Here is a 26,969-nt window from a genome sequence, read left to right as displayed (position 1 = left end):
GGTGGGTGACGCATTGCCGTGTTGAGCTGAAGGGTGCCAGGGGCGACTGCCCGACGCCTTATAGATCACGCGCCTCTTCACGACCGTGTCTCATGGTCCTCGCGCGCCCGCCGAACCGGAACTGGCCGACCCGCCGGGTCTGCAGTGTTCTGGCGGTGCGCACGGACGCAGCTCCTTGCTGAACGGGCTGTGAGGAACGAGAGGGTGGCGGAAATGAAAGGGATGGGACCGGTGGGTGGTCGAGGCCGTGCCCTGGCTTCCCGTGCCTCGCTGGGAGCGGTCCTCAGCGGTCGGCCCTTCGCCGGCAGGGAGTTCTGCCGAACCGCGAGCGAGGTCATGTGCAAGGCCACCGACCATCGACCACAGACCACAGACCAGGCAGACCACCGCATCGGCAGTGAGGAGGTCGAACGCAGCTCTGCCATCGTCGCGTTCGACGTCGTTCAGGCGGCAGCCGCCATCGACTGCGAAGGCGGCTGCCGGAGGCGAACACGTGTGGGGAGAACCAGGCGAGCCGGTCGCCGACGGGCGATCACCTGTCGCTCGTCGCACGACGCTGTCCTCGGTGGTGACCGGTTCGCTAACCACCGCAGATGCGGCTGGCCGCCGGGCAGGGCGGTGGCCCAGTGCGGAGACGCGCTCGCGGTCAGGTCGCCACCGAGTCTGCAGCGGGCTGAGGACCGGCGGGCACTCGCGGCGCGGACGCCGTGGTCGGACACCGAGCCCTCAGCATCCCCCACGGCCGGAGAGCGGGGACGCTACCGGCCGAGGGGGACGGTTCTGGCCGGCCCGGTCTGCCCTGACGTACAGACCGGGCCGACGGTTACGGCGACTGCGCGTCGGTTGGATACGCGCTCGCCATGTTTACGAGTCGCACTGCGTCGCGTCGCCCGCCGGATGCCTGGTGGGCACGTTCAGCGGTGTGCCGGACTTGACCTCGCGCACGTCACCGCTGCCGACGCGTACCGGGAGTGACTTGCCGGAGCGCAGGGTCAACTTGGTGGTCTGCCGGCCGACGGTCACGTCGAAGGTGCGTCCGTGCCACTTCACCCCGGTGATGTTCACCCCCGGCAGCTGCGGCGGCAGGAACGGGTCGATGGTGATCACGTTGGTTCCCCAACGCATCCCCGTGAACCCGTACAGGAACTCCTGCAGGTAGCCGCCTTGGCCGGTGGTGAAGTTGAACGCTCCGCCGTTGCGGGTCTCGTACCACTGGTTGAACGGTGCGGCCTGGTACGGGTCCGCGCTGTTGCGCAGGTAGTCGTAGACCTGGCAGCCGGGCGATCCGAGGGCCGCGCCGTTGATGGCGGCGATCGCGTCCGTCATGGACGGGCCGCCCGGGTCGGTGCGCTCCTTGTAGTAGTCGAGGTCGTTCTGGGCCAGGCTCGGCGACATCGGCACAGCCCAGGGGTACTGCAGCAGGGTGACGTCGGCCTGCTTGACGGTCCGCCCGTCGTAGCCGTCGAACTCGGGGTGGATGTTGTTCTTGGTGTCCACCGGGATCTTCAGGCCGTCGGCGACCTTCTTCCACGCCGGGTCGGCGGTCCGGCCCACGAGTTGGGCGGCGCGGATCGCGATACGCAGTGACGCTTGCGCGCCGGCGTTGGTGGTCGCGCTGTTGTCGACCGGGTAGTTGTACTCGTCCGGCCCCATGACGTCGTTGATGTCGTAGCCGCCGGAGGAGTTGGGTACGGCGCGGGTGGCCCAGTAGTCGGCGATGCCCTTCAGCACCGGCCAGGCCTTGTCCCGCAGCCACGCCGTGTCGCCGCTCGCCTGGTAGTACTGCCACTGCGCAAGGGCGATGTCGGAGTTGATGTGGATCTCGTATGTGCCCCAGGGGTCGGGGGCGGTCTCCTTGCCGGTCAGCGCGCTCTCCCAGGCGAACTTGGCGCCCTTGATCGGCTGGCTGGGAGTGGACAGTTTGGCGGCGTTCGCCTCGGCCGCGGACAGCAGCTTCTGCCGGTAGGTGTTTGCCCCGTTGGCGATGTCGGGGTACTGGGCGAGCAGCGCCGGGTACATCCAGGTCTCCATGTCCCAGAACACGTGACCGCTGTAGCCGTCCGAGGACAGCCCGCCCGGGCTGGTGCTCCAGGTGACACCGGGTCGCATGCTGGCGAGCAGGTAGAACATCGACGCGTGGATCTGCGCGGTCATGGCGCTGTCACCGGGGATCGAGATGCTCGACTGCCACAGCCGTGACCATTCCTTGTTGTTGCGGGCGAGCAGCTGCTGGTAGCCGGTCTCGGCGGCGCGGGCCGCGGTACTCGCTGCGGCCTGCTGCGGGGTCGCGTCCTTGAGCGATCGGTCGGTGTCGACGCTGGAAGCGATGCCCACGTACTTGGTGATCCGGTACGTCCGACCGGCGCGGACCGGGAACACGGCGCGCTGTGCGGCGCTGCCGTCGGGTACGTCCATCGACTTGGTCGGCACGGCCTTGTCGTTGACGCGCAGTACCGAGTTGAGCCCGGCGGTGGCGAGTTTTCCGTCGGTGACGACGGTCTGCGAGAGGGCCGCGTTCTTGCCGTCCACCTGCGGGTCGGTGGTGGAGGCGCGGTGCAGGCCCCGGCCGTCGAACTCGTCCACGACGGTGGCCGTTCCGCTCCAGTGCGGTACGGCGCGCACGGTCACCGTCCCCAGATGGCCCTCCGCGCGGTTGGCGTTGACCTCGTAGGCGAAGCTGGTCGTGTCGCCCGCGGGCGAGGTCCAGTCGAACGACGTGCTCAGCACGCCGGTGCGCAGGTCCAGCGACTGCCGGTACTTGCTGGTGGTGCCGACCGTCCGGGGGGCGATCTCCGTAGGTGACTGTGAGCCGTCCGGATACGCCGCGAGGTAGTCGACGTTCACCCGCGCCGTGTCACCCTCCTTGACGGTGATCTCGAGTGTGTTGTCACCCGCCGTCAGCGTCACCGGCACGGTCATCACCGCCCAGTCGTCCCAACTGCCCGTGCTGGGCACGGTGAGTTGCTGGAGCGTGCCGTTGACGCCGAGGTGGATCGTCTGCGGGTCGCCGCTGCCGTTGGAGTACCGGATGGCCAGCGTGGCCTTGCCGGCCGGCGCGTCACGAATCGGAACGACGCCGGTGCCGCCGACCGTCGGCCCACCGGTGTTCAGGCCGGCCAAATAGCCGCCCACGATCCCGCCCGGATGGGAGTTCTCGACGAACGCGCCGCCGGAGATCTTCCCGTACGCGGCCGGGCACAGCTGGTTGAATCCGCAGGACCAGCTCCCGATCCCGTAGACACCGCCGCTGCCACTGCCGCCGAAGCCGAGCGTGGTCCAGCTCGGCAGGCTGGCTCGCTCCTCGGCCCCGCTCCAGGGCGCGCCGTAGAAGCCGGCCAGCTGGGACTGGGTGACGATGGGCGTGCTGCTGTATCCGTGACCCGCTGCAGGCACCCGCGCGGCAAGGTAGCCGTTGCCGACGAACGTCGGAGAGTAGTTCTTCGAGGTGTCGGTCGTGCTCAGCACCCAGCCGTCGTTCCCGCCGGTCTTACCCGGTTCGGGGGTGGACGAGGCGGGCACGACTGCCGTGCCCAGGAGCAGGCCGGCCAAGGCCAGCCCGATCGACGCTGTCCTCCCGAGGGTGCGTGCGCGGGCACCTGGCCGGACGGTCGCCGACGGGATCGTGGACTGTACGGTCCGCGAGTGGACCGGGGCGCCGGCTCTGGCACGGGCATCCGGGCCGATCACCACGGAAACCGCTGACACGACGGATGTCGCCGCGCCCGTGAAACGAGCCCAGGCCGACCTGCGGCGCGAGGTACCGAGCCTCATTCCCATGTCGCCTTCGGCCTCGCCGTATTCCTTTTCCTTCATCGAAACGCCACCTCCTCGGGGTGGTATGCGTGGCTGGTTCACGACGGCCTGCCGATGCGGCTCGCAGAGCGGCGTCGCGGTGTATGACCCAGATCACGAGGGGGAGTTGTGGGGGGTGAGGTTCGGGTTCAGGCCGAACGGGCGGTGAAGATCGCTGCGGCACCGGCGGGCAGGCGGTAGCTGTACGTCGTGTCGCCCCACGGGACGTCGAACGTGGCGATGCTGCCGCCGGAGTTGTAGACGGCTGTCAGCCGGGTGCCGTCGGGCATTGCCGCGCTCTTGCGCTGAACGCCCCCGGTCTCGCTCGCACTTGTGGTGGCCTTGCCGTAGGGAGCGAGGACGGTCAGGTCGTGTATGGACCACCAGCTGCCGGAGCCGGCCTCGTTGGTCACCCGGATGTAGCGAGCGGTGGTGGTGGGCAGCAGGATCCGGGCCACGGTGCTGCCCGCCCCGGTCGCGATCGGCTTGCTCCACGTGATGCCGTCGTCGGAGGTGGACACCTCGTACTGGCGGACGTAGTCGCCGGACGAGGTGGTGGTGTCCAGGACGACCTGGTCGAAGGTCTGGGTGGAGCCGAGGTCGACCTGGAACCAGTCGCCGGGCTGCATGCCGTGGCCCAGGCTCCAGCGGGTGGACGCGTCGCCGTCGATGGCCTTGGACGGCGGGTCGTCCGAGCTGCTCGCGGACGCCGAAGCCTGCCAGCCGTCGCGGGACAGGGCCACGTCGCCGGTGGGCGGGGTGAGCGAGGCACCGGTGGGCAGGGTGTAGCCGAGCCACTGGTCGCCGACGCGCACCTGGGGCTGCTCGGCGAGCATGCTGCTGTCGTAGCTGATCAGGGCCTGGCTGCCGTCGGAGTTGCGGAAGGGGATGTCGACCGAGCCGATGGCGGACGGCGCGGTGCTGCCACGCTGGGTGCCGTTCCAGGTGAAGGTGACGGCTGCTCCCGCGGCGAGCGTGTAGGTGAAGGCGCGGTCGCCCCAGCTGACGGTGAAGGTGCGCTCTGCAGTGCCGGAGTTGTAGGCGATCAGCGCGGTGGAACCGTCGGGGTTGGTGAAGGCGACGTCCTCGAGGTCGCCCTTGCCGAAGGAGTTGGAGGCGACTCGGCGGGCGCCGGGCTGGACGAACTTGCTGGCCTGGGCGAGGCCCCAGTAGTCGGCCGTCGGCTTGTACGAGTAGGTGCCGTCGGCGTTCTGGGAGACGGTCACCACCGGGCGGCAGCCCTGGCAGCCGTTGTTCGTCGGGCCGCTGGAGCCGTCGAGGGCGATGTTCCAGCGGATGATGCTCTTCGCCCAGTTCCGCGGGCCGTTGATGATGTTGTCCATCGTTCCGGCGAAGGTGGCGCCCGCGTCGGTGCCCTCCCAGCTGCCGCCGGAGCACTCGCTCTGGAAGGCGGGCTTGTTCGGGTAGTCGTTGTGGACGACGGACTGCGCCGAGACGTCACCGGCATAGCAGTGCCAGGCCGTTCCGGCGACGTTCTTCGCGCTCGCCGCGTCGCTGTACAGGGACTCGGGGTAGCTGGTGACGTCCCAGTTGTGGTCGTAGCCCAGGATGCCGGTGGACAGGTGCTGCTTGCGCAGGGTCGGGGCGAGGTAGTCGTTGATGAAGGTCTTGGCCTGGTCCGCCGTCAGGCTCGTGCTCGGGTAGGCGGAGGTGTTGTTCAGCGGCTCGTTCTGCGGGGTGACGTAGCGGACCGGGACCCCGGCCGCCTTGTACGCCTTGAGGAACTTGGCGAAGTAGTCGGCGAGTTGCTGGTAGGCAGCGGGCTTGATCTGGCCGCCGTTCATCGTGTCGCCGGTCTTCATCCACCCGGGCGGGCTCCACGGGGTGGCCATGACGGTCAGCTGCGGGTTGAGCTTTCGGGCCTGCTTCAGCAGGGGGATGGTGTACGACCGGTCCTGGTCGATGGAGAAGTTGGCGAGCGTGGGGTCGCTCCCGCCGGTCGGCATGTCGTCGTAGGAGTAGTTGCCGTTGACCGTGAAGTCGGTGGCGCCCATGGGCTGGCGCAGGAAGCTCAGACCGATGCCGTCGCTGCGGCTGAACAGGTCGCGCATCAGAGCGTTGCGCTGCTTGGTGGTGAGTTTGGTGCCGACCAGCCAGGCGGAGGAGTCGGTGAAGGAGGCTCCGAAGCCGGTCATCTGCTGGTACTTGCGGGTGGTGTCGACCGTGATGGTCTTGGTGCTCGTGGATGCCGCGCTGGTCTTCCAGGTCACCGGCGACTGCTTGGAGAGGTAGGTGCCGGTGGACGGGTCGGTCAGCCAGACCGACGCCGTGCCGGACGTGGGGGTGGCGGAGGCCGGGGTGGCGGCCGGAAGGGCGGGGAGGGTCGCGAGCACGGCGGCGGCGACGGTGGTGGTCAGGGCGGTCCGGCGCCATTGCCGGGTGGTGCGGTTCATGGTGCGGCTCCTTGCGGGCATGACGGCCATGCACGGCGGCGCGCGTGCATGACGGGGGTGGTGCGGAACCGGCGCGTGGGGCCCGGGTAAGGGCGCCGGGGCTGATGTCACTTCAGACCGGTCGTGGCGATGCCGGCCACGAAGTGGCGCTGGAACAGAAGGAAGACGATCGTCACCGGCAGCAGGACGACCACGGCTCCGGCGAGCAGGACGCCGAAGCGGGTGAAGTCCTGTCCGCTGCTGGCCAGAGCGAGGCCGACGGGGAGGGTGTACTGGCTCTCGTTCTGGGCCACGACCAGAGGCCACAGGAAGTTGTTCCAGGAGCCGAGGAAGGTGATGATCCCCAGGGTGGCGAGGGCCGGCCTGGTCAGCGGAAGAATGATCTTCCAGAAGATGGCCAGTTCACGGCAACCGTCGACGCGGGCGGCGTCGATGAGTTCGTCGGGCAGGGTGGAGATGAACTGCCGCATCAGGAAGACCCCGAACGGGGTGGCCAGGAACGGCAGGATCAGCCCGAGCAGGGAGCCGGTCAGCTTCATGTTGGCCACGAGTACGTACAGCGGTACGAAAGTGACCAGGCCCGGCACCATCAGCGTGGCCATGACCAGGCCGAACACCGCGCGCTGCCCCCGGAACTCCAGTTTGGCCAGGGCGTAGCCCAGCATGGAGCAGAAGATCAGGTTCCCGGCGGTGACAGCCAGGGCCACGATCACGGAGTTGGCGAACATCGTCGTGAAGTCGAGGCTGCTGAACAGCTCGCGAAAGTTCGCGAGCGTGGGGCTGGTGGGAATCAGGTCCGGCGGAACTCTGCGGATGTCGCCCTCGGACTTGAACGCGCTGGACAGCATCCACAGGAACGGCGTGATCATGAGCAGCAGCAGGCCGGTGAGCGGCAGGTAGAGCCAGGGGCGACCCCATTCCTGCCGGATGCGGCGGCGTCGTAGCACCTTGGCGGTGTTGATCGTGGTGGTGGTCATCGGGGCATCAGTCCTTGTCCCGCAGCATGCGGAACTGCAGCACGGTCAGGGCGATGATCAGGACGAAGACGACGTAGCCGGCGGCCGAGGCGATGCCGTAGTTGCCGTTGCCGAACTGCTTGTAGGCGTACAGCGTGGCCGACAGCGTGGAGTCCAGCGGTCCGCCGTCGGTCATGACGAAGGGTTCGTCGAAGAACTGCAGGTAGCCGATGCCGGTGGTGACAGCGGTGAGGAGGAGGGCGGGACGCAGGAGCGGGAACGTGACCCGCCAGAACCGCTGCCAGGCCCCGGCGCCGTCGAGTTCGGCCGCCTCCATCAGGGACTGGGGGACGGACTGGAGCCCCGCCAGCATGATGATCATGACGGTGCCGAGGTTGCGCCATACGGCCAGCACGATCATGACGGGCAGGGCGAAACGGGTGTCGGCCAGCCAGGCCGGGCCGTCGATCCCGAACCAGGCGAGGACGGTGTTCACCAGGCCCGCGTGGGGTTCGAGGAGGGTCTTCCACACCACGGCGACGGCCACGATGCTGGTGATCACCGGCAGGTAGAAGCCGACCCGGAAGAGGGCACGGAAGCGGCGGATGCCGCTGTCGAGGGCGACCGCCGCAGCGAGTCCGGCGGCCAGCGTCAGAGGCAGGGCCACCAGGACGAACACACCGGTGTTGCGCAGGGCGGTGAAGAACTGAGGGTCCTCAAAGAGCCGTACGTAGTTGTCGAAGCCGGTGAACGACACGTTCAGCGGTGTGCGCAGGTCGGCGCTCTGGGTGTCGGTCAGGCTCATCAGCGTCGACCAGACGACCGGCAGCAGCATGAAGGCGAGGAACAGGGCGAGGAACGGGGCGGCGAGGACCCAGGCGGCGCGGGTCTGGCGGCCTCGCGCGGTGCTGCGCCGCAGCGAGGGAGTGGCCGCCGGCCGCTTGCCGACGGTGTCTCCCTCCTGGGCGCCCTGCCCCGCGAGAGTGGTCGTGGGCATCGTGGTCATCCGTCCGTACGAGGGATGCGGGCGTCGGCGCTCAGCGGCCGGCGCCGATGCTGGTGGCCTTGGACTGCAAGGTCTTCTGCACGTCGGCGACGGTGGTCTTGCCGTAGGCGAGCTTTTCCAGCTCGGAGTCGATGGCGTCGGCGACCTGCTGCCAGGTCGTGATGGCCGGCGGGGCCTTGGTGACCTTCAGCTGGGTCTCGAAGGCCGCCATCTTGGTGTTCTCGCTCAGCTCGCCCTCCGACCAGGACTGGACGGCGGCGGGCAGGTTGCCGGACGCCTGCCCGTACGCGGCCAGGTTCTTCGGCTCGGTCAGGAACTGGACGAACTTCCAGGCCGCGTCGGCGTTCTTGGCGTCCTTGAAGACCGCCAGGTCGCTGCCGCCGGCCAGGCCGGCCGCCTGCGTGCCCTTCGGCAGCGGCATGGTCTGCCACTTGCTGTCCAGGTCGGGGGCGTTCTTGTGGAGGTCGCCGCCGGTGCTGGCGCCCTGCTGCACGGTGCCGATCAGACCGTTCTGGATGTTCTGGCGGGCGTCGGTCTTGTCGTTCGGCGAGAGCTTGTCCTTGAAGACGCCGCTGTAGTACTCCAGGGCCTTGGTGACCGCGGGCGTGTCGAACGTGAACTTCTTCGCGTCGGCGTCGTAGATGTCGCCGCCCTGCTGCCAGACCATCGGCAGCCAGAACAGCCAGGAGTTGAAGCCGACCTGGAGCTGGGTGGCGTTGCGCAGCTTGGGGTTCTGCTTACCCGCGGTGGCCTGGATGGCCTTGAGGTCCCTCAGATATCCGGCCCAGTCGCCGGCGGGAGCGCCCTTGATACCGGCCTTCGTGGTGATGTCGCTCCGGTAGTAGATCACCGACGTGTCGGCGATGAACGGGACGCCGTAGGAGGTGTCCTTGTACTTCGTGGTGTCCCACTGGCCCGGGAAGAACGCGGACGACTTGAAGGACGCCGGGGTGGCCTGGAAGCCGTTCATGGCGGCCATCTCGGCCATCCAGGTGGAGCCGATCAACGACATGTCCGGGGTGTTGCCGCCGGCGATCGCGGTGGTCAGCTTCTCGTGCGCGGCGTCCCACGGCACCGCGGTGATCTGCACCTTCACGCCCGGGTTCTGCTGCTCGAACTTCTTCGCCAGGCTCTGCAGGTCCTTGTCGGCCTTGTCGCCCATGGACCACATGACCAGCGTGCCCTTGGCCTTGCCGCTGCCGATCTTGGCCGGGGCGTTGTCGGCGGCCGAGGAGTCGTCGCTGCGGCCGCAGCCGGTGGCCAGCAGAGCCGCCGCGATGGTGGCACAGGCGATCTGAAGGGTTCTGGTGGCGGGACGGATGGTGCTCATGGTTGCGGCTCCTTGCGGTCGTGCTGATGAGGGTGAGGCCGGGGCGGGGCAAAAGGGTTGAGCAGCCGGGGGTGGCTCAGACTGCGGGGTGCCGGCGGCCGTCGTCGACGGTCACTTCGGCGGTGAGACGCGGCTCACGGCTGGAACGTCCGACATGCAGGCGGTAGCGCCCCGGCGGAGTGCGCCACGCACTCGCCTCGCCGTCCCAGATCTCGAAGGCGCGGGCGGGCACGCGTACCTCGGCGGTGACGCGTTCGCCGGGCGCCGCCTGGATCGTGGCGAAGCCGGCGAGCAGGCGCACCTGCCGGTCGGAGCCGTCCTGCGGTGGCTCCAGGTAGACCTGGACGACCTCACGGCCGGCCCGGGGGCCGGTGTTGGTCAGTGCCACGGTCAGATTGAGCCCGTCTCCGCCTGCGGGGCTGGTCGGGGAGGCGGCGGAGACGGGAGTCGGGGAGAGGGTCACGGACTCGTACGCCCATCGGGTCCAGCCCAGACCGTGACCGAACGGGAAGGCGGGGACGAGCCCGTCCCGGTCCCAGGCCCGGTGACCGACGTGGACGCCCTCGGCGTAGTCCACGATTCCGTCGCGGGGGCGGGCGTCGGGAACGGGGACGTCCTCGGCGCGGGCGGGCAGCGTCCACGGCAGTCGGCCCGACGGCTCGGTACGGCCCAGCAGCACATCGGCGAGCGCGTGACCGGCCTCCTGGCCCGGCAGCCACGCCCACAGCAGGGCGGGGGCTTCATCGGCCCAGGGCAGCAGCACCGGGGCACCGGCGTTGACGACCACGATGGTGCGCGGGTTGGCGGCGATCACCTTGCGGACCAGTTCGTTCTGGTGGCCGGGCAGGTCGAGGCCGGTGCGGTCCCAGCCCTCGGACTCGACCTCCTCGTTGGTGCCCACCACGACGACGGCCACATCGGCCGCCTGAGCTGCCGCGGCGGCTTCGGCGATCTCCTCGTACGGGGTCGGGCCGGGCGGGGCGTGCCGGACCTGGGCGGTGACGAAGCGGCCGTAGCCACCGGCGTCCACGACGGTGAGGTCCAGGGCGAGGGCGAGCTTGCGCCCTTCCGGCCCGGCCTCGATGTCGATCCCCCGCTGGGGCGGGTGGTTGTGGCTGGACTCCAGCACCAGCTCCACTCCCCGGTCGTCCTCGCCGGCCAGGACCTCCTCGCCGTCGACGCTCACGCTGAAGCGTCCTGAGCATCCGAATTCCAGGCGGTGCGTGCCCGGTTGGGTGAGGGTCAGCTCCGTGCGCAGGAGCACCCGGTCGATCGCCGGGCCGAAGCCGTCGTACGTGGTCCAGTCGCCGGTGGCACGGATCTCGCCGCCGATGCGGTTGCCTTCGGCGTCCAGGTGGTCGGCGCGTATGCCCGTCGCGCCGCTGTCGGGGTCGGTGAGCAGCTCGGCGGAGGCGTACGGCAGGCGCAGGCGGGCGTCGCCGCCCCGGTGCACGGTCAGCTGGACGTCCTCGGGGAGTGCGGCGCGCAGTCCTTCCTCGTAGGACACGGTGCGTACCGCGGGGACGTAGGCGCTGCCGCCGCCCTGGAGGTACGGTGCGACGGCGTTGGGGCCGATCAGCGCCACGCTGCGGATGCCGTCCGAGGTCAGCGGCAGCAGGTCCGCCTCGTCGCGGAGCAGCACCGTGCCCCGTGCGGCGACCTCGCGCAGCAACCGGAACTCCTCCGGAGTGGGCGCGGTCGAGACGGGGGGCGCGGTCGGGACGGAGGCCGGCCCCGGCTCGTCGAGCCGGCCGACGCGCGAGGCCAGCCGCAGCAGCCGGAGCACCTTGTCGTCGACGAGTTGCTCGTCCACCTCGCCCGCACGCACGGCCTCGGCGAGAGGGCGGCCCCACAGGGGCTCGGGGCCGGGCATCGCCAGATCCAGTCCACCCACCGCCGAGGCCACGGTGGAACGGGTCGCGGCCCAGTCACTGACCACGGGCCCGTCGTACCCCCACTCCCCCTTCAGCACCTCGCGCACCAGCCGTGTGTGCTCGGTCATCCGCGCGGACTCGGTCCCGTCGTCGACGCCCGAGTACGCGGCCATGACGCTCCACGGCTCGGCCTCGGCGAGGACCTGCTGGAAGGGGGCCAGGTAGACCTCCCGCAGCGTCCGCTCGTCCAGCCGGGCTCGGTACTCGGTGCGGTCGGTCTCGGAGTCGTTGGCCACGAAGTGCTTGAGGCACGCGCCCACGCCCCGGCTCTGCAGACCGCGCACGACGGCGGCGGCCAGCGTGCCGGTGAGCAGCGGGTCCTCGGAGAAGTACTCGAAGTGGCGCCCGGCGACCGGCGTGCGCTGGAGGTTGACCACCGGCGCCAGCACCACGTCGACCCCCTTCCGGCGGGCCTCCGTGGCGAACAGCTCCCCGAGCCGCTCCGCGAGCTCGGTGTCCCAGGCCGCCGCCAGCGCACTCGGCGCGGGCGCCAGCAGGCCGGTCTCGTCCGGGTCGTCGCCGGTCCCCCGTACGCCCTGCGGGCCGTCGGACATCGTCACCGCGGACAGACCGAGCCGGGGCTCTGCCGGGAGTCTCCACAGGCCGGCGCCGGTCAGCAGCCGGACCTTGGAGTCCAGGTCCAAACCGCGGACGCGGTGACGGAGTTCGGTGTCATCGGGGAGGGCGGGGCGGCTCATGCTCGTCCTTCCAGGCCGGGGCGCGGCACGAATCGGGCGGAACGGAGAGCAGAAAAGCACACTTACTAAGTACTTAGTAAGCCCTTGTGCGTAAGTTCTTTCTCGGGTTTGATCGGAAGGTGACCACTGACAGACAGCCCCGTAGACTCCGCATGATGAGCGAGAGCACGCCGAACGGGGAGCGGCAGCCCCGCGCGGGAAAGAGCCTCAAAGCCCAGCAGCGACGGCAGGAGATCCTGCGGATCGCCATGGACACGTTCGCGGCGCGCGGCTACAACAACGCCTCACTCCAGGAGATCGCCGACCGCGCCGGAGTCACCCAGGCCGGCGTCCTGCACTACTTCCGCTCCAAGGCCCAGCTGCTCACCAGCGTGCTGGACCTGCGCGACGCGACCGACATCGAACAGCTCGGCCCCGACCGCCCCCGCGGCCTGGCCTTTCTGCGCCACCTCGTCGACACCGTCCGCCGCAACACCGAACGCGAAGGCATCGTCCGGCTGTACGCGGTCCTCTCGGCGGAGAGCGTCACCGAAGGCCACCCCGCCCAGGACTACTTCCGCGACCGCTACACCGGCCTGCGCACCTTCGTCACCGACGCTCTCGCCGAAGCGTGCGAACTCGGCGAGACGCGCCCCGACCTCGACCTCGAAGACGCGGCCAACGCCATCATCGCCGTCATGGACGGCCTTCAGATCCAGTGGCTCCTCGCCCCCGACTCCGTCGACATGGCCGCCTCCACCGAGCGGGCCATCAACGCCCTCTTGGGCGGCTTGGCCGACAAGCCCGATCAACAGCGGTCAGAGGCCTTGTGAGGGGTCGCGCATGCACGTGCGCGGACACGGAGACTCTGCTGATGCCCTCCGTGCCCGCGCTCGGGTGGCCTGTTCAGGGGGTGGCCACGAGTGCGTAGTCGTTCGTGTACGCCTGGAGTTGGTCGCTGGTGCCGGTGTACAGGAGTTTCGTCTTGGTGGTGGAGGAGTCGAGGACGATCTTGACGTCGAGGTTGGCCTTGATGTTGTTGGTGGCCAGGTAGTTGCGGTCGCCTCCGGCGACGAGAACGAGTGTGGGGTCGGCTCCGGACGGCGTGATGTTGCCGGCCGGGACGGAGAAGGAGAACTGGTTGGCGGTCACGCCGGGTCTGGTGCTCTGGGTGGTCTGCTTCGACTTGATGCCGGCGATGATCTCGTTGATCACCTTGCCGACGTCCTTGTACGGGGAGACGCTGCCCTTGAAGGTGGTGACGTCGTAGACGGTGTGCGCCACGGACGTCCTTCCGGTTGAGGGTTTCTGCTCAGAGGAGGCCGACGATCGGGGCGTAGGACGGATGCGGCTCGTCGCCGGGCTCTGCGGATCGCGGGCCTTCCGGGACGGCTGCGGCGGCCTGCTGCGGCGGTGCGGCATCGGGATGGCGCCCGCATGGATGAACGGCCACCGGCTGATCTTCGAGATGTCGAAGCTCGAAGGAGATCAGCACGATGACCGCACCAGACAGTCTGCCCCTGCACGCCCTCGCCGAGGACAACCTCGCCGCGGCGAGTCCCGACCTGCCATGGGCTGCTCGGGGCGACGCCGGCACCCCACTCGAGCAGCTCATCGAACAGACCGGGCCGTTTTCTGTTCGGGCAGTTCCCGCGCACCGCGTACCGGACCCTCACGCCCCGGTGCCGACGCGATGGAGTACCTCGAAGGTGCGGCCGAACTCGGTCAGCAATCCCGCACGGAAGCTCCCGGGCGGCCGGACAGAGGGTCATCGCGGACGGTTGTCAGCAGGCCCCTTCGGAACCCCGCGTCCCCAACACGTCCCCAGGATCATGAAATGAAGCCGAGGGGATGCTGCCAGCTCGCCGACACAGTTGCTGATCATCAGCATTACCGCAGGTCAGCGCGGCATCTGCTCGGCATGGGAGTAAGAGTCTCGCCCCGCTCAGAAGTCGCGAGCAGCGGATTCACTCCGTTCAGGCGAAGTTGACGCGCCGACAGGACAAAATGAACGTTTCCGCAGGTCAGAGACATGCACTGGTGGGGCGGGTGGGACTCGAACCCACGGCCGACGGATTATGAGTCCTTTGAGGATCTTGGCGGCCCTTGAGTTTCTACGCTGATCCGTGACGTTCTTGCAGGTCAGATGGGGTGAACCGTGTTGACGCTCCCCTACCTTTGTCGGTCTTTCCTATCCTTGTGTCCCCAACGGGTCCAGATTGGACGACTTCACGGGGCGTGAGGCCGATCCCGCCAGGCCGGAAACCGGTCTTGAACCCACCCGCAGCGGATTGCCCTTCCATCGCGCAGCGGCCAGCATGTCCAGCAGCAACTGGCCCCACTCGGCGCGCGCTCCGACGGCCAGCCTGTCCAGGTCGGAGAGGAGCAACTGTCGATTGGGCTCACTCATCTGGGATTGGATGGCACTGCTGGCGACATCCTCCAGGACGATCCGCATGACCCTCTGAGCATGGTCCGACCCCACCGGCGCCTGCGGGAGCAGCGGCGTCGAGAGCACCGCCCAGCCCGGCAACGTCGGAGTTCAGCAACCAGGTCGGGCCGCACGGGGAGGGACTCCGGTCCGCAGGACGGGGACGGCAGTAGCCTACAATTTACTGTCCATGGAAGATGGTTCTTCGGAAGATGAGTGATGGCTGACGCTGACCTGAAGCTGCTGTACCGGGAGCTGGTTTCCCTGGAGATCGAGCTGTGGGATGGCATCGAGGGGCGATTGAGGGCGGAGTACGACCTGCCGCTGACCTCGTTCGAGGTGTTGCACCTGCTGCTGCAGCACCCAGGGCGGCGGATCCAGGACATCGCGGAGGAGTTTTCGATCACGGTGGGTGGAACGAGCAAGGTGGTCGATCGCCTGGAGGCGGCGGGCCTGTGTGGGCGGCGGGCCAATCCGAACGACCGCCGTTCCTCGATCGTCGAGCTCACGCCCGAGGGGCGGAAGCTGGTAGACGGGGCGTTGAAGGTCTTCGAGGAGGAGCTGGAACTGCGTATCGGGTCGGTGATTCCTGAGCAGTCCGTCCGCGAGGTGACTGCGGTCCTCAGCACGCTGCGCGCGGCCGGGCGCGCCTTGGAGGCGGAACGGAAGGCCGCCGCACAGACGCCGGTGCCGGCCAAGCGGGCGCCGAGGCAGCCTGGCCGACCGGCATCGTGAGGCGCGACGGCTCGGCAGTGCTCATGGGTTGATCGGCCAGGCCGGATGATCGCAGTCCCCGGCCCGTCGGCAAACGCTTCAGTCGGCGATACCGGCGAAGGCGATCACCTTGTCGATGCAACCCCGGACGAGGAGGTTGCCGGGGCCGCCGTTTCGTGCGGCGTACTCTTCGGTGCGGTCGTCGCCCATGTACCGGGTACCCAGAAGGCCGCTCCAGCGCAGCATGTCGTCCGGGTCTTCGGAGATCGTCGCGCGGCCTTGGAGGAGGACGAACGCGTACGGGGCCGGTCCTCGTCGACGCACAGGGCGAACCGTCCGTCGCGGGCGAGGTTGCGGCCCTTGACCCCGTTCTTCTCGGTGGTGAGCACGATGTCGTCGCCGTCGAGGAAGAACCAGACCGGTGTGACATGGGGGCTGCCTTCGGCGCGGGCGGTGGACAGCTTGCCGGTGCGGGTGCCGTACGTGACGAACGCCCGCCAATGCTGCTCGGTCATCTTCCGCATGCGGGTGCCTTTCGCGTGTGTACGGATCGGTTCATGGGTGTCCGGGGCCGAGTTCAGCCCCGGACACCGCGGGTTCTAGCCCCAGAAGGCGTCTTCGGCGGCCGGGTCGGCGGAGAAGAGCCACATCTCGGTGATCTTGCCGTTCTCGATACGCAGGAGGTCGACGCCGTCCATGCTCATCGACGCGTCGTCGCGGCGGCCGGTGAAGTGGATGGTGGCAGCAACCAGGTCGCCGTTGCCCGTGAGGCTATGGATCTTGTCGATGGCGAAGGTGCCCTGGCTGGCCTCCATCATGCTGCCGAGCATCTGGAAGACGGCGCCTTGACCCTTGTGTTCGCCGGAAAACTGGTTGGCACCGGGCTGGTGCCAGACGATGTCGGCGTCGAGGAGTTCTCCGAGAGTGGCCATGTCTCCAGTCTGGACGGCCTGGAAGTAGGTGCGGGCGATGTCGATGTGTGAACTGGTCATGTCGCTTGCTCCTTGGGTTCTTGCGCGGGGCAGTGGTGAGCGGGCGAAGTCGAGGCGATCGGCGAGGCCGGCTTCGGTGAACGCGGCCTCGACCTCGTTTCGGCCTTTTTGGAGTGGTCCCAGCTGTCGAAGCGGGCGGGGACGGCCTGGCGGGCGCCGAGTATCTGTGCGGTCTCGGCGCCCTGGGCGCTGTCGAGGGCGAACAGAGCGTTGTCGAAGGCGAAGGCCATGCCTGCGCCGCCGAGGACGGGGGTCGCGGTGTCGACTCGAGCGAACCTCCCAGGAATCTTCTCGACGTGCTCCAGGACGGCGTTGTCGCCGCTTACGTCAGGGCGGTCGGGCGGCCGTAGACGTGGGCGGGGATCTCTTCGCGCTGGTGCCGGGCATCGAGCCTCCCGGTCGGGGAACAGTGGGGGCCCTGCGGGAGTGGGCGACCGAGTTGAAGGCGGGGACCGTCATCACACCCGCTCCTTGAAAGTCTCGTATCTGGACAAAGTAACCCTTCGGAGTGCGCTCGATCAGGAGGTCGATGGCCGCGCTCCGCCGGAACGGCTCACGGGGCCCGCCTGTCGGAGGCGGGCAATCAAGGGACCGGATCAGCCGCCCATCCAGCAAACCATTTAGATTCCATGGAATCAACTTCCAGAGATTATTGTTCCATGTGATGCAGGTTAGGCGTCCAGTCGCCTCGCCCCGCGCACAGCACAGGAACGAGGCCGCCCGCGCGCGGGCGGCCGACACCGGAGAGGACTCCCGTCATGGAACCGGTCGAGATCGAGGCGAAGACCCTGATCCAGAAGTCGAAGACCCCGTCGAACGACTACGTGATCAACCCCTACACCGGCTGCGTTCTGGGCTGCGCGTACTGCTTCGCCTCCTTCGCGGGGCGGCAGTTCGGCCGGTCGGTCACGGAGTGGGGCGACTACCTGTACGTGAAGAAGAACGCCGTCGAGCTGGCCCGCAAAGAACTGGCCAGGATGCCTGAGCACAAGCGCCACGGCACGATGCTGCTCAGCTCGGTCACCGACCCCTACCAGGGCCACGAGACCAAGTACCGGCTCACCCGCGGCATCCTGCGCGAACTGAAGACCGTCGAGTACCCGGGCCTGGTCCGCATCCTGACCAAGTCGCCCGTCGTCACCCGCGACATCGACCTGCTCATCAGCCTGCCCCGGGCGGAGGTCGGCATGACCGTGACCACCGCGGACGACAAGGTCAGTCGCTGGCTGGAGGTCCGTGCCCCGCTCGCCTCCCGCCGCCTGCGCACCCTCACGGAACTACGCGAGGCCGGCATCCCCACCTTCGCCTTCGTCGGCCCGCTCCTGCCCCACTTCGCCGCCCAGCCCGAACTCCTGGACCAACTCTTCGGACAGCTCGTCGAAGCGGGCATCACCGAGGTGTTCATGGAACACATCAACCTCAAGCGGTACATCCGCGAGCGCATGGACCAAGTCCTCGCCGACGAACCCGACGAGGTGCGCGAGGCGTACGTACAGGCCCGATCCAACGAACACCGCGAACAGCTCGACGCGATCGTGGCCGGCCTACTGGCCAAGCACGGGCTGCGGCTGCGTTTCGACGAGGTCGTCCACCACGACGACAATGACGCCCTGCGGCAGAGGCTGGCCGGCTCGGCGTGAGCGCGTCGCAGTGGCAGCGTTCAGGCGATGGAGCGCCAACCAGGTACCCAACTGGCCACCCTTCATGTGGACATGGCGAGTCTCCGTGTGCCGGTGAGGAGGCCGCACCGGCACACAGAGCTCGTTTCGGAGATCGTGACCCGGACCGCTTCGTCAGCTGACGGAGAACTGGCTGAAGTTGGTGGTGCCGATGGTTCCGGCGTGGGCCGTGGAGAACATGCCCGCGTCCTCCGTGCTGTTCGCCCCGGTCAGTGTCGCGGTGCCGACAGTGGTCCAGGTGGTGCCGTCGACGGAGTAGGAGCCGGTGACCGACGTACCGCTCCTGACCAGGCGGAGCCAGACCGGTGCGACCGTGGCGCTTCCGGTTTTGATGGTGTTGGCGTCGAGGTAGCCGTCACCGTTGGAGTCCGACGACAGGGCGATTCCGTTGCCGGGGGTGGTGGCGAGGACGAGGTACCCGGCGGACGAGCCGGCGGAGGCGATGTTGTTGCGCAGCATCAGGCCGGCTTTGGCCCAGCTGTTGGTCTTGTCCTGACTGGCGACGCGGACGGTGACGGTCGAGGACGTTCCAGCGGCCCCCGTCTGGTAGGCGGCGGCATACTCGTCGTCGTATGCCGTGCCGGAGCGCCATACGTCGATGCCCGCGCTGGTCAGGGAGGTCACTCCGCCGCTTTGGCTGACGGCGGCCGGAGTCGAACTGTAAGCCCTGAAGGGAGAGGTGACGATCTGCAGGTTGCTGAATGTCGCGCTGCCGGCGGCGGTGCTGTGGGCCGTGTGGATGACACCGGCGTCCTGGGTGGACGCCATGGACGGCAGGGTCACCGTCGAGCCGACCTGGGTGAAGGTGGATCCGTCGGTGGAGTAGTAGGCGGACACCGTGGTGGCGGTGCGGGTGAGCCGCACCCAGACCGGCGCTTTGACGGCGGAAGCCGTGGAGGTGAGCTGGTCGAGGTAACCGTCGGCGTTGGAGTCCCACTGGAAGTTGACGCCGTTGCTCGGAGTCGCCGTGACGACCGTGTATCCGGCGGAAGAGCCTTTGCCCGGTAGGTCGTTGCGCAGGACGACGCCGGCTTTGGCCCAGCCGTTGCTGTTGTCCAGGTTGTCGACCTGGGCGGTCACCGAGGTCCCGTTGGCGGCCGCCCCGTTTCGGAAGACGGTGCCGTAGGCGTCGTCGTGCTGTCCGCCGGCTCCCCAGATGTCCGCGCCCGCGTCGGTGATGGTGAAGCGGCCGCCGCTCTGGCCGGTGTTGGCCGGAGTGGAGGAGTAGGCGCTGTAGGGCGAGTTGACGGGATCGGTGGCCATCGGACGGTACAGCGGCTGGATACCGGCACTGTCCATGACCGTCTTGGCACCTGACGGCCAGCTGCCGTTGCTGACGACGACGGTGCCGCTCACCACGTCACCGCGGCCGTTGGTGTTGGTGATGTTCGCGGAACTGTTGTTCGTCCAGTTGTCGGTGAGGGTCAGGGCGCCGGTGTTGTTGGTCGAGCTGGCGTTCTCGTGGCCCCAGCTGCCGGTGTTGCGGAAGACGTTGTTGGTGTCCGTGAAGTTCCGTGAGCCCTCGTCGTGGTAGAAGCCGAAGTAGCCGTTGTTGGTGTGGCAGTAGTTGCGTTCGAAGGTGCTGCCCGGTGACGCCGACAGGGTGTACATGCAGCCGCCGTCGGTCATCTGCTGCATGATGTCGTGGATGTAGTTGTCGGTGACGTGGTTGTTCGCGGCGGTGGTCGCCGTCGTGTAGGTGGGCTGGTAGTTGTACAGCCCCCGGTTGACGTAGTCCTGGCTGCCGCCGACGTCGTTGACGCCCCAGCCGTAACCGATGGTGAGGCCGGAGTAGGGCAGGTTGTACACCTCGTTGTGCGAGACGGTCGCGCCGTTCACGTACGTGACGAGGATGGCCGACATGTCGCGGTACTCCAGCGCCACGTCGTGGATGAGGTTGTTGCTCAGCGTGATGTTCCGGTTGGCCATCCGGCTGTCACCGGGGTGGTGCGCGTCCGCCTGAAGACCGCCGACGACGATGCCGCCGCCCGCGTCCTGGGTGAAGACGTTGCCGGTCGCGGTGACGGTGTCGGCGCCGAGACCCACGCCGGTGGTGTGGGCGTTGGCGTCGTTGCCGATACCGAGGCCGCTCTGTCCGAGCTGGGTGAACCGGTTGCCGGTGAACGTGATGTGGTCGGCGGCCGAGACCTGGACGGCGGAGGGCATCTGCTCCCAGTGAGGGCGTGTTGCTTCGAAGAGCTGGCAGCCGCTCTGGCAGGAGGTCAGCGCGTCCGACGGACGGTCCCAGGTACCGGTGAGGTAGGCGCCGGTCTGCTGGCTGGCGTAGCCCTGGGTGGTGGGGTCCAGCCAGCTGGTGCCCGAGAACTGAAGCCCTGAGAAGGCGATGTGGGTGGCGGGTGAGGAGTAGGTCCCCCCGACGTTGATGATCGACTGCAGCTTCGGCACCTCGACATCGGCCGTGCTCATGTCCTGCCCGGAGAGCGGCTTGTAGTACAGGGTGCCGGTGGTGGTGTCGAGGTACCACTCGCCGGCCGCGTCGAGGAACTCGTAGGCGTTCTCGATGTAGAGAGGGCCGGACCGGAAGGGGCTTGTCAGGGTGTCGTAGCCGAACGTGTTGTTGTCCCACGAAGGCTGGGCCATCGTGATGGTGCCGCTGCTGATGCCAGTCACCGGCGCATAGCGGTCGGTGAAGGATCCGATGCCGTGGATCTCGGTCCGGCCGGGCTGGGCAAGGCTGTTGAGGTAGCTCAGCGAGCTGTTGGTGAACGTGTAGCCGCTGCTGGTCGCGGTCAGGTAGGAGCGGGTGAGCGCGGTGCGGGCCCGGGTGGCCAGGACGCCGTCGACGGACAGATGGCGCGCGTCGAAGCCGGTGCCGACGTTGGTCTTCCAGATGTTCTTGGCCGAGTCCTGCACGGTCCAGCCGGTGGCCTTCTGCGCTCCGGTGATGACGGGACGGGCGCCGAGCGCGGCCTTCCAGTTCACCGTGTAGCCGCCTGTGCCCGAGTCCGCCGAGGTGAAGGTGAGCGGCGCGGAGAGCCGGTAGGTGCCGTCGGCGAGCTCGACGGTGATGTCGGCCGTCATGGAGCTGTTGATCGCCCGCACATTGGTCTTGGCCTGGGTGATGGAGCACGGCTGGCTCGCGGAGCAGGCGGTGCCGGAGCCGCTCGGCGCGGCGTAGAGCGTCGTGCCGGCCGCGAAGGCCGGTCCGGCCTGGACGAGGACCGCGGCGGTTGAGGCGGTGAGCACGGCGGCTGTGGCCAGCCATGATCTGAGCCGGTTGGGAACCGAGGGACGAATGCGGGTTGTTCGCACGTGACACCTTCCGGGTGGTTCAGGGAGCCTGCGGTGCCCATCGCGGGCGGGGGAGAGCCCAGCGGCACAGGAGGGGAAGGGAAATAGGGCTGTAACATTAGACGTCATATGAATTTCGTCAATAGATTGCGCACGCGGAATTGGCCGGGGGTCAGCACGGCCATGCGAACGCCCCCGGGCCGGTCGGCGCGGGGGCGAGGCGATATCGCGGCTCAAGGTTCGCTGGCGTGATCCCCTTTTGCCGAGCCTGCAACGTTGGTGGCCGGCCGCCGACCAGTATCTGGTCGGCCGCCGCCGTCGGGGCTCCGCCCCTGTCCACGGTCGGTTCAGGTGATGGTGAAGTGGCTCATGTCGGCGGTACCGGCGACACCGCTGTGCGCGGTGAAGAACATCCCGGCGTCCTGCGTGGCCGCCGCTCCGGTGAGGGTTGCCGTCGAGGACATGGTGGTCCACGAGGTGCCGTCGGTCGAGTACGAGCCGGTCAGGGTGGTGCCGTCGCGGGTCAGCCGGAGCCATACGGGTGCCGTCGTGGTGGACGCGGCAGAGGTGTACTGGTCGAGATAGCCGTCGGAGTCGCTGTCCCACTGGAGAGTGACGCCGTTGCCGGGGGTGAGGGCGAGCACCGCGTATCCCAGCGAGGAACCCGTGCCGCTGACGCTGTTGCGGATCATGATGCCGGCCTTGCTCCAGCCGCTGCCGCTCTTCTGGCTGTCGACGCGAACCGTCACGGTGTTGCCGCTGGCGAAGGCCGCCGGACGGTAGATCGCCCCGTACTCGTCGTCGTACTGGGTGCCGTATGCCCAGGTGTCCACTCCCGCGCCGGTCAGCGAGTAGCTGCCGCCGTGGTCGACGAGGGTCGCAGGGATGGAGGAGTACGCCTGGTAGGGGGAGGTGGTGACGGTCAGGTCGCTGAGTACCGCACTGCCCACAGTGCTGGAGTTCGCCGTGTGGATCACGCCGGCGTCCTGAGCGGTGGCCGCCGAGGCGAGGGCGACGGTGCGGCCGACCTGGGTGAACGTGGTGCCGTCTGTCGAGTAGAACCCGCTGACCTTGCTGCCGGTGCGGGTCAGGCGGACCCAGACTGCGGTCGGGGTGCCGGAGACCGTGGCTCTCTTGTCGAGTCGCCCGTCGCCGTTGGAGTCGTACTGGAAGGCGACTCCGTGACCGGGGGTCGACACCATGACCGCGTAGCCGGAAGCGGAGCCGCTGCCGCGCAGGTTGTTGCGCAGGACCACACCTGCCTTGGCCCAGGGATCGGTGGCATCGAGGTGGTCGACCCGAGCGGTGATCGTGGTGCCCGAGGTGGCGGCCTTCTTCAGGTACGCGGTGCTGTAGGAGTCACGCTTCGCCCAGATGTCCCTGCCTGTGTCGGTGAGGGTGAGGGTGGTGCCGGACTGGCCGATGTCGGCGGGTACGGAGGAGTAGGTGGAGTAGGGGGTGGTGACGGGGCCCGCGGTCATCGCCCGGTAGGCGGGCTGGACTCCGGCCGCCGCCATGGCGGCCCTGGCGCCGCTGGGCCAGTTGCCGTCGGTGACGTTCACGGTCCCGGTGACCGTGTTGCCGCGCTGCCCGTCGAAGACGTCGGTGCCTGTGTTGGAGGTCCAATTGCCGGTCAGTGTGAGGGCACCGGTGTAGTTGCCGCCCTGGTTGTTCTCATGCGCCCAGGTGCCGGTCTGGCGGAAGACGTTGCCGCTCGCGCTGTAGTGCCGGGAGCCTTCGTCGAAGTAGAACCCGAAATAGTTGTCGTTGATCGTGCAGTAGTTGCCATCCAGGGTGCTGCCCGGCGAGTCCGACAGGGTGTACATGCAGGCGCCGTCGTTCATGGACTGCATCACGTCATGGATGTAGTTGCCGTCGATGTGGTTGTTCTTCGCCGTGGTGGGCGTGGTGTAGACGGGCTGGTAGTCGTACAGGCCCCGGTTCTGGTAGTCGGGACTGCCGCCTGGGTCGTTGGAGCCCCAGCCGTAGCCGATGGTGATGCCCGAGTAGGGCATGTTGTAGATCTCGTTGTGCGTGATGTCGATCGTCGAGACGTAGGTGGCCAGCACCGCCGACATGTCGCGGTAGTCCAGCGCGATGTCGTGGAAGACGTTGTTGGAGACGGTGATGTTCTGGTTGGTCATCCGGCTGTCACTGGGGTGATGGGCGTCGGCCTGTACGCCCCCCACGGCGACCCCGCCGCCCGCGTTCTGGGTGAAGACGCTGCCCGTGACACTGACGGTGTCGGCGCCCAGCCCCACTCCTGAGGCGTGGGCATTGGCGTCGTTGCCGATGCCCACCGCGACCTGGCCGAGCTGGGTGAATCGGTCACCGGTGAAGGCGATGTCGTGGGCGGCCGAGACCTGCACCGCGGCCGGCATCTGGTGCCAGCGCGGGCGGGTGGCCTCGAAGAGCTTGCAGCCGGACTGGCACGAGGCCAGCGCGTCCGAGGGCCGGTCCCAGCTGCCGTAGATGAAGGCGCCGGTCTGCTGGCTGGCATAGCCCTGAGGGCCACTTGGCTGCAGCCAGCTGGTGTGCGAGAACTGGATTCCGGAGAACGCCAGGTCGTGCGCCGGTTTCGCGTACGTGCCGCCGATGTCCAGCAGGGACTCGAGCCGCGGCAGTTCGACGTCCGCGCTCGACATGGTCTGCCCGGGCAGCGGCTTGTAGTACAGCGTGCCGGTCGTCGGGGCGAGATACCACTCACCGGCCGTGTCGAGGAACTCGTAGGCGTTCTCCAGATAGAACGCGGTGTCCTGGTACGGGCTCGTGATCGTGTCGTAGCCGAAGGTGTTGTTGTTCCAGGCCGGCTGCTCCATCGTGATCACGTTGTCGCTGATGCCGGAGACAGGCGAATACCGGTTCGTGAAGGAGTCGGCGCCCTCCACCTCGACCCGGCCGGGCTCGGCGAGGCTGTTCAGGTAGCTCAGCGAACTGCTGGTGAAGGTGTAGCCGGTGGTGGTGGGCGTCAGACTGGAGCGTGGCACAGCGGTGCGGGCGCGAGTCGCCAGGAGCCCGTCCACGAAGAGTTGCCGGGTGTCGATCCCCTGGCCGACCGAGGCCTTCCAGATGTTCTTGGTGGAGTCCTGCACGGTCCAGCCGCCGACCTTCTTCGCTCCGGATATCACCGGGTGCGCGAAGGGTGCGGCCTTCCAGGTCACCGTGTGGCCGCCGGTGCCGGAGTCCGCCGAGGTGAAGGTGAGCGGCGCGGAGAGCCGGTAGACGCCGTCGGCGAGCTCGACGGTGATGTCGGCCTTCATCGAGTGGTTGATCGCCCGCACGGTGGTCTTGGCCTGGGTGAGGGAGCACGGCCGGCTCGCGGAGCAGGCGGTGCCGGAACCGCTCGGCGAGGCATAGAGCGTCGTGCCGACGGCGAAGGCGGGACCGGCCGGGACGAGGACCGCGGCGGCCGAGGCGCCGATCAAGGCGGCCGCGGCCAGCCATGATCTGAAACGGTCGGGAACCGCGGGGCGGAGGCGGTCTGTTCGCACGTGACACCTTCCTGGTGGTTCAGAGGGACTGCCGTGCCCATGGAGCCAGGGGAAGAGCCGAGGACCCAGAGGGGAAGGGAAATAGGGCTGTAACATTAGACGTCATACGAATTTCGTCAATAGATCGCGCGCACAGAGGGAGGCCGCAGTCGGCTCGGGTACGCGAAAGCCCCCGGCCGATCGGCACGGGGGCGGGGTGGGCGGAGTGCCCTCAGGAGACGGGGGAACTCACATTCGGCAAGCGGCGGCGGCTCCACGCGGTCTGGATGTGTGCCGCCATGGCCTGCGCGGCGCCGTCGGAGTCACGGTCCAGCAGCCGCTCGGCGACCGCGCGGTGCTCCGCGTTGGCCCGCTCGCACGCGGTCGCGTCCGGTGTGCCGTTGTAGAGGTACGTCGTGCGCGCCTGGGCGTGCAGGATCCGGATGATGGAACGCCCGAGCCTGTTGCGGGATGCCTGCATGATCCGGTCATGGAAGACCACATCGGTCTCGATGAAGCGTGCCGGGACGGTGGCCTCCTCGTCGAGCCGGGCGAGCAGCCGCTCGATGGCGCGCAGGTCGTCGTCGGTGGCCAGCTCCGCGGCCTGTGCTGTCATTTGGGCTTCCAGCGTCGAGCGGATGTCGACCAGTTGGTCGAGGACGACGAGCTGGTCGTCGTGCTGGACGGTGGCGGCGAGCACGACGGGGTCGAGGAGGTTCCATTCCTCGGGCGGGGTCACGGTGGTGCCGGAGCCCTGCCGGGCGAGGACCAGCCCCTTGGCCTCCAGGGACTTGACCGCCTCGCGGATGGTGATTCGGCTGACGCCGAACGTCTCACAGAGCTCGGGTTCGACCGGCAGGGTCGATCCGGGAGGAATGGCGCCCGACACGATCGCGTCGGTAAGGCTTTCCATGACGGCCTGCGCCAGCCGGGCCGGACGCTTGGGCCAGGGCTTGAGAACGGCTGGCTCCTCTGCTCTGCCGACGTTGTCCTTGGCCATGCGGACCCCCTTGCTGCTGCGGATGACGGCGAGTCTACTGGGCGGAACTTCTTGACAGCATTCGTATGACGACTTACGTTACACGAAAATTTCGCAGCAGTACTTCCCGCTCCCAAGGAGTGCAAGCCGTGCACATCACCGCAGTCGAATGCCATCCGGTCCGGGTGCCGGGAGCCAGCCCGTCCTTCGTCTGGCGGGACGGACTCCTGGGCAGCCCGGCCGACGGTGAGGCCGCGGTGCTGCGCATCCGCACGGACGACGGGGCCGAGGGGGTGGCAATGGCCCCCCGGCGGGGCAGCGGGGTCATCCTGGCGGACCTGCTGAACCGGGTGCTCCGCAATGAGCTGGTGGGGCAGGATCCCCTGCAACGGGAATGGCTCTGGCACCGCATGTGGGAGCTGGACCGCACGGAGGAGCTACCGCTCTACCTGCTGGGACTGGTCGACACCGCGCTGTGGGACCTGGCCGGACGGCTCGCCGACCGGCCCACGTGGCAGATGCTCGGCGGCTACCGCACCTCCATACCGGCGTACGCCTCCACCGTCACGTACTCCTCGGTGGAGGAGTATCTGGACATCGCCGACCAGGCCCTGGAGCTCGGCTACCCCGCCATCAAGCTCCATGCCTGGGGTGATGCCCGCCGAGACGCCCGCCTGTCGGTGGCACTGCGCGAGCATGTGGGCGACGACGTCCCGCTGATGTTCGACGGGTCGGCGGGCTTCGACCTCCCCGACGCCATCTATCTCGGGCACGCCCTCTCGGACGCCGGCTACCTCTGGTACGAGGAGCCGATGAGGGAGTTCAGCGTCACCGCGTACAAGCGTCTCGCCGACGCGGTGGCCGTTCCCCTCCTCGTGGCGGAGACCTCCGACGGGGCGCACATGAACTCGGCCGATTTCATCCAGGCCGGCGCCGCCACTTTCGGAGTCCGCGCCTCCACCCAACTGCGCGGCGGCTTCACCGGCGCGATGCGCACCGCCCACCTCGCCGACGCCTACCGGCTGCGCGCCGAGGTGCACGGGCCGGAGATCCCCAACCGGCACCTGTGCATGGCCATCTCGAACACCACCTACTACGAGTCACTGGTCATGGGCAATCCCATCAGCCGTGAAAGCGGCATCGACGCCCATGGCCTCGTTCACGCTCCCACCGGTCCGGGCGTCGCCCTCCCGGCGGGGTTGGATTACCCTCCCGCCCTCCAGTCATTTGTCGACAAGGAGACCGTCACTCCACCCCGGGCATGACGACCGGAACTCCAGGCCCGAACTCCAGGCCGACCGCCCGTCCCCAACACCCCGAACGCTGCGCCCCTCACCGCAGTG

17 protein-coding genes and 1 pseudogene are annotated in these 26,969 nt (G+C 68.3%); 4 read left to right on the top strand and 14 right to left on the bottom strand.

The window, feature by feature from the left end; genetic code table 11:
• Window positions 1–864: 864 nt before the first annotated feature.
• The 6 genes from IG99_RS44235 to IG99_RS20150 all read right to left on the bottom strand — a co-directional run bounded on the left by IG99_RS44235 (window position 865) and on the right by IG99_RS20150 (window position 12,130).
• Window positions 865–3,549 carry a glycosyl hydrolase family 65 domain-containing protein gene (locus tag IG99_RS44235; RefSeq protein WP_158973207.1) on the bottom strand — a complete coding sequence of 895 codons (2,685 nt, stop codon included), beginning with the start codon at window positions 3,547–3,549 and terminating at the stop codon, window positions 865–867.
• 392 nt (window positions 3,550–3,941) lie between these two features.
• A complete protein-coding gene (locus IG99_RS49615) occupies window positions 3,942–6,206 on the bottom strand; it encodes a discoidin domain-containing protein (protein ID WP_051865616.1) in 2,265 nt (754 codons plus the stop codon).
• Window positions 6,207–6,313: 107 nt separating this feature from the next.
• Window positions 6,314–7,183 (bottom strand): carbohydrate ABC transporter permease, encoded by an 870-nt coding sequence (locus tag IG99_RS20165; protein ID WP_037675877.1) that lies wholly within the window; start codon window positions 7,181–7,183, stop codon window positions 6,314–6,316.
• 7 nt (window positions 7,184–7,190) lie between these two features.
• Complete coding sequence (locus tag IG99_RS20160) at window positions 7,191–8,168, bottom strand: carbohydrate ABC transporter permease (protein ID WP_037675875.1); 978 nt, start codon at window positions 8,166–8,168, stop codon at window positions 7,191–7,193.
• A 31-nt stretch (window positions 8,169–8,199) separates the two neighbouring features.
• A complete protein-coding gene (locus IG99_RS20155; RefSeq protein ID WP_037675874.1) occupies window positions 8,200–9,498 on the bottom strand; it encodes an extracellular solute-binding protein in 1,299 nt (432 codons plus the stop codon).
• A gap of 76 nt (window positions 9,499–9,574) precedes the next feature.
• Complete coding sequence (locus IG99_RS20150; RefSeq protein WP_037675872.1) at window positions 9,575–12,130, bottom strand: beta-glucosidase family protein; 2,556 nt, start codon at window positions 12,128–12,130, stop codon at window positions 9,575–9,577.
• A 155-nt stretch (window positions 12,131–12,285) separates the two neighbouring features.
• On the opposite strand from IG99_RS20150, the gene IG99_RS20145 reads away from it, so the two are divergent.
• Window positions 12,286–12,942, top strand: coding sequence for a TetR family transcriptional regulator (locus IG99_RS20145; protein WP_267882543.1), 657 nt, complete (start codon window positions 12,286–12,288; stop codon window positions 12,940–12,942).
• Between the two features lie 73 nt (window positions 12,943–13,015).
• Here the strand turns inward: IG99_RS20145 and IG99_RS20140 are convergent, their stop codons facing one another.
• The 3 genes from IG99_RS20140 to IG99_RS20135 all read right to left on the bottom strand — a co-directional run bounded on the left by IG99_RS20140 (window position 13,016) and on the right by IG99_RS20135 (window position 14,519).
• Window positions 13,016–13,393, bottom strand: coding sequence for a hypothetical protein (locus IG99_RS20140; protein WP_037675870.1), 378 nt, complete (start codon window positions 13,391–13,393; stop codon window positions 13,016–13,018).
• 28 nt (window positions 13,394–13,421) lie between these two features.
• Window positions 13,422–13,604: a hypothetical protein gene (locus IG99_RS48775; RefSeq protein WP_158973206.1), complete on the bottom strand. Its 183-nt coding sequence runs from the start codon at window positions 13,602–13,604 to the stop codon at window positions 13,422–13,424.
• A 696-nt stretch (window positions 13,605–14,300) separates the two neighbouring features.
• Window positions 14,301–14,519 carry a hypothetical protein gene (locus IG99_RS20135; RefSeq protein WP_158973205.1) on the bottom strand — a complete coding sequence of 73 codons (219 nt, stop codon included), beginning with the start codon at window positions 14,517–14,519 and terminating at the stop codon, window positions 14,301–14,303.
• 240 nt (window positions 14,520–14,759) lie between these two features.
• On the opposite strand from IG99_RS20135, the gene IG99_RS20130 reads away from it, so the two are divergent.
• Window positions 14,760–15,275 (top strand): MarR family winged helix-turn-helix transcriptional regulator, encoded by a 516-nt coding sequence (locus IG99_RS20130; protein WP_037675867.1) that lies wholly within the window; start codon window positions 14,760–14,762, stop codon window positions 15,273–15,275.
• Window positions 15,276–15,353: 78 nt separating this feature from the next.
• Here the strand turns inward: IG99_RS20130 and IG99_RS20125 are convergent.
• Both IG99_RS20125 and IG99_RS20120 read right to left on the bottom strand, forming a co-directional pair.
• A pseudogene (locus IG99_RS20125) lies at window positions 15,354–15,778 on the bottom strand (PPOX class F420-dependent oxidoreductase).
• Between the two features lie 75 nt (window positions 15,779–15,853).
• Complete coding sequence (locus tag IG99_RS20120; protein WP_037675866.1) at window positions 15,854–16,246, bottom strand: nuclear transport factor 2 family protein; 393 nt, start codon at window positions 16,244–16,246, stop codon at window positions 15,854–15,856.
• A gap of 758 nt (window positions 16,247–17,004) precedes the next feature.
• Between IG99_RS20120 and IG99_RS20110 the strand changes: the two genes are divergently transcribed.
• Complete coding sequence (locus tag IG99_RS20110; RefSeq protein ID WP_037675864.1) at window positions 17,005–17,886, top strand: SPL family radical SAM protein; 882 nt, start codon at window positions 17,005–17,007, stop codon at window positions 17,884–17,886.
• Between the two features lie 153 nt (window positions 17,887–18,039).
• Here IG99_RS20110 and IG99_RS20105 read toward each other — a convergent pair whose 3' ends face one another.
• The 3 genes from IG99_RS20105 to IG99_RS20095 form a co-directional block, all read right to left on the bottom strand.
• Window positions 18,040–21,198 (bottom strand): DUF1349 domain-containing protein, encoded by a 3,159-nt coding sequence (locus tag IG99_RS20105; protein ID WP_078947797.1) that lies wholly within the window; start codon window positions 21,196–21,198, stop codon window positions 18,040–18,042.
• 326 nt (window positions 21,199–21,524) lie between these two features.
• Entirely contained in the window at window positions 21,525–24,668 is a 3,144-nt protein-coding gene (locus tag IG99_RS20100; protein ID WP_051865611.1) for a hypothetical protein, read from the bottom strand.
• 211 nt (window positions 24,669–24,879) lie between these two features.
• On the bottom strand, window positions 24,880–25,647 hold the full coding sequence (locus IG99_RS20095) for a FadR/GntR family transcriptional regulator (RefSeq protein WP_037675863.1): 768 nt from the start codon (window positions 25,645–25,647) through the stop codon (window positions 24,880–24,882).
• A gap of 128 nt (window positions 25,648–25,775) precedes the next feature.
• On the opposite strand from IG99_RS20095, the gene IG99_RS20090 reads away from it, so the two are divergent.
• Window positions 25,776–26,891 carry an enolase C-terminal domain-like protein gene (locus IG99_RS20090; protein ID WP_037675861.1) on the top strand — a complete coding sequence of 372 codons (1,116 nt, stop codon included), beginning with the start codon at window positions 25,776–25,778 and terminating at the stop codon, window positions 26,889–26,891.
• Window positions 26,892–26,969 lie beyond the last annotated feature (78 nt).

It is taken from the genome of Streptomyces griseus subsp. griseus (assembly GCF_000720255.1).
Classification (GTDB): Bacteria; Actinomycetota; Actinomycetes; order Streptomycetales; family Streptomycetaceae; genus Streptomyces; species Streptomyces griseus_I.
Note: the sequence above shows the minus strand (reverse complement) of the source record. Positions and strands in the feature narration are given on the sequence as shown.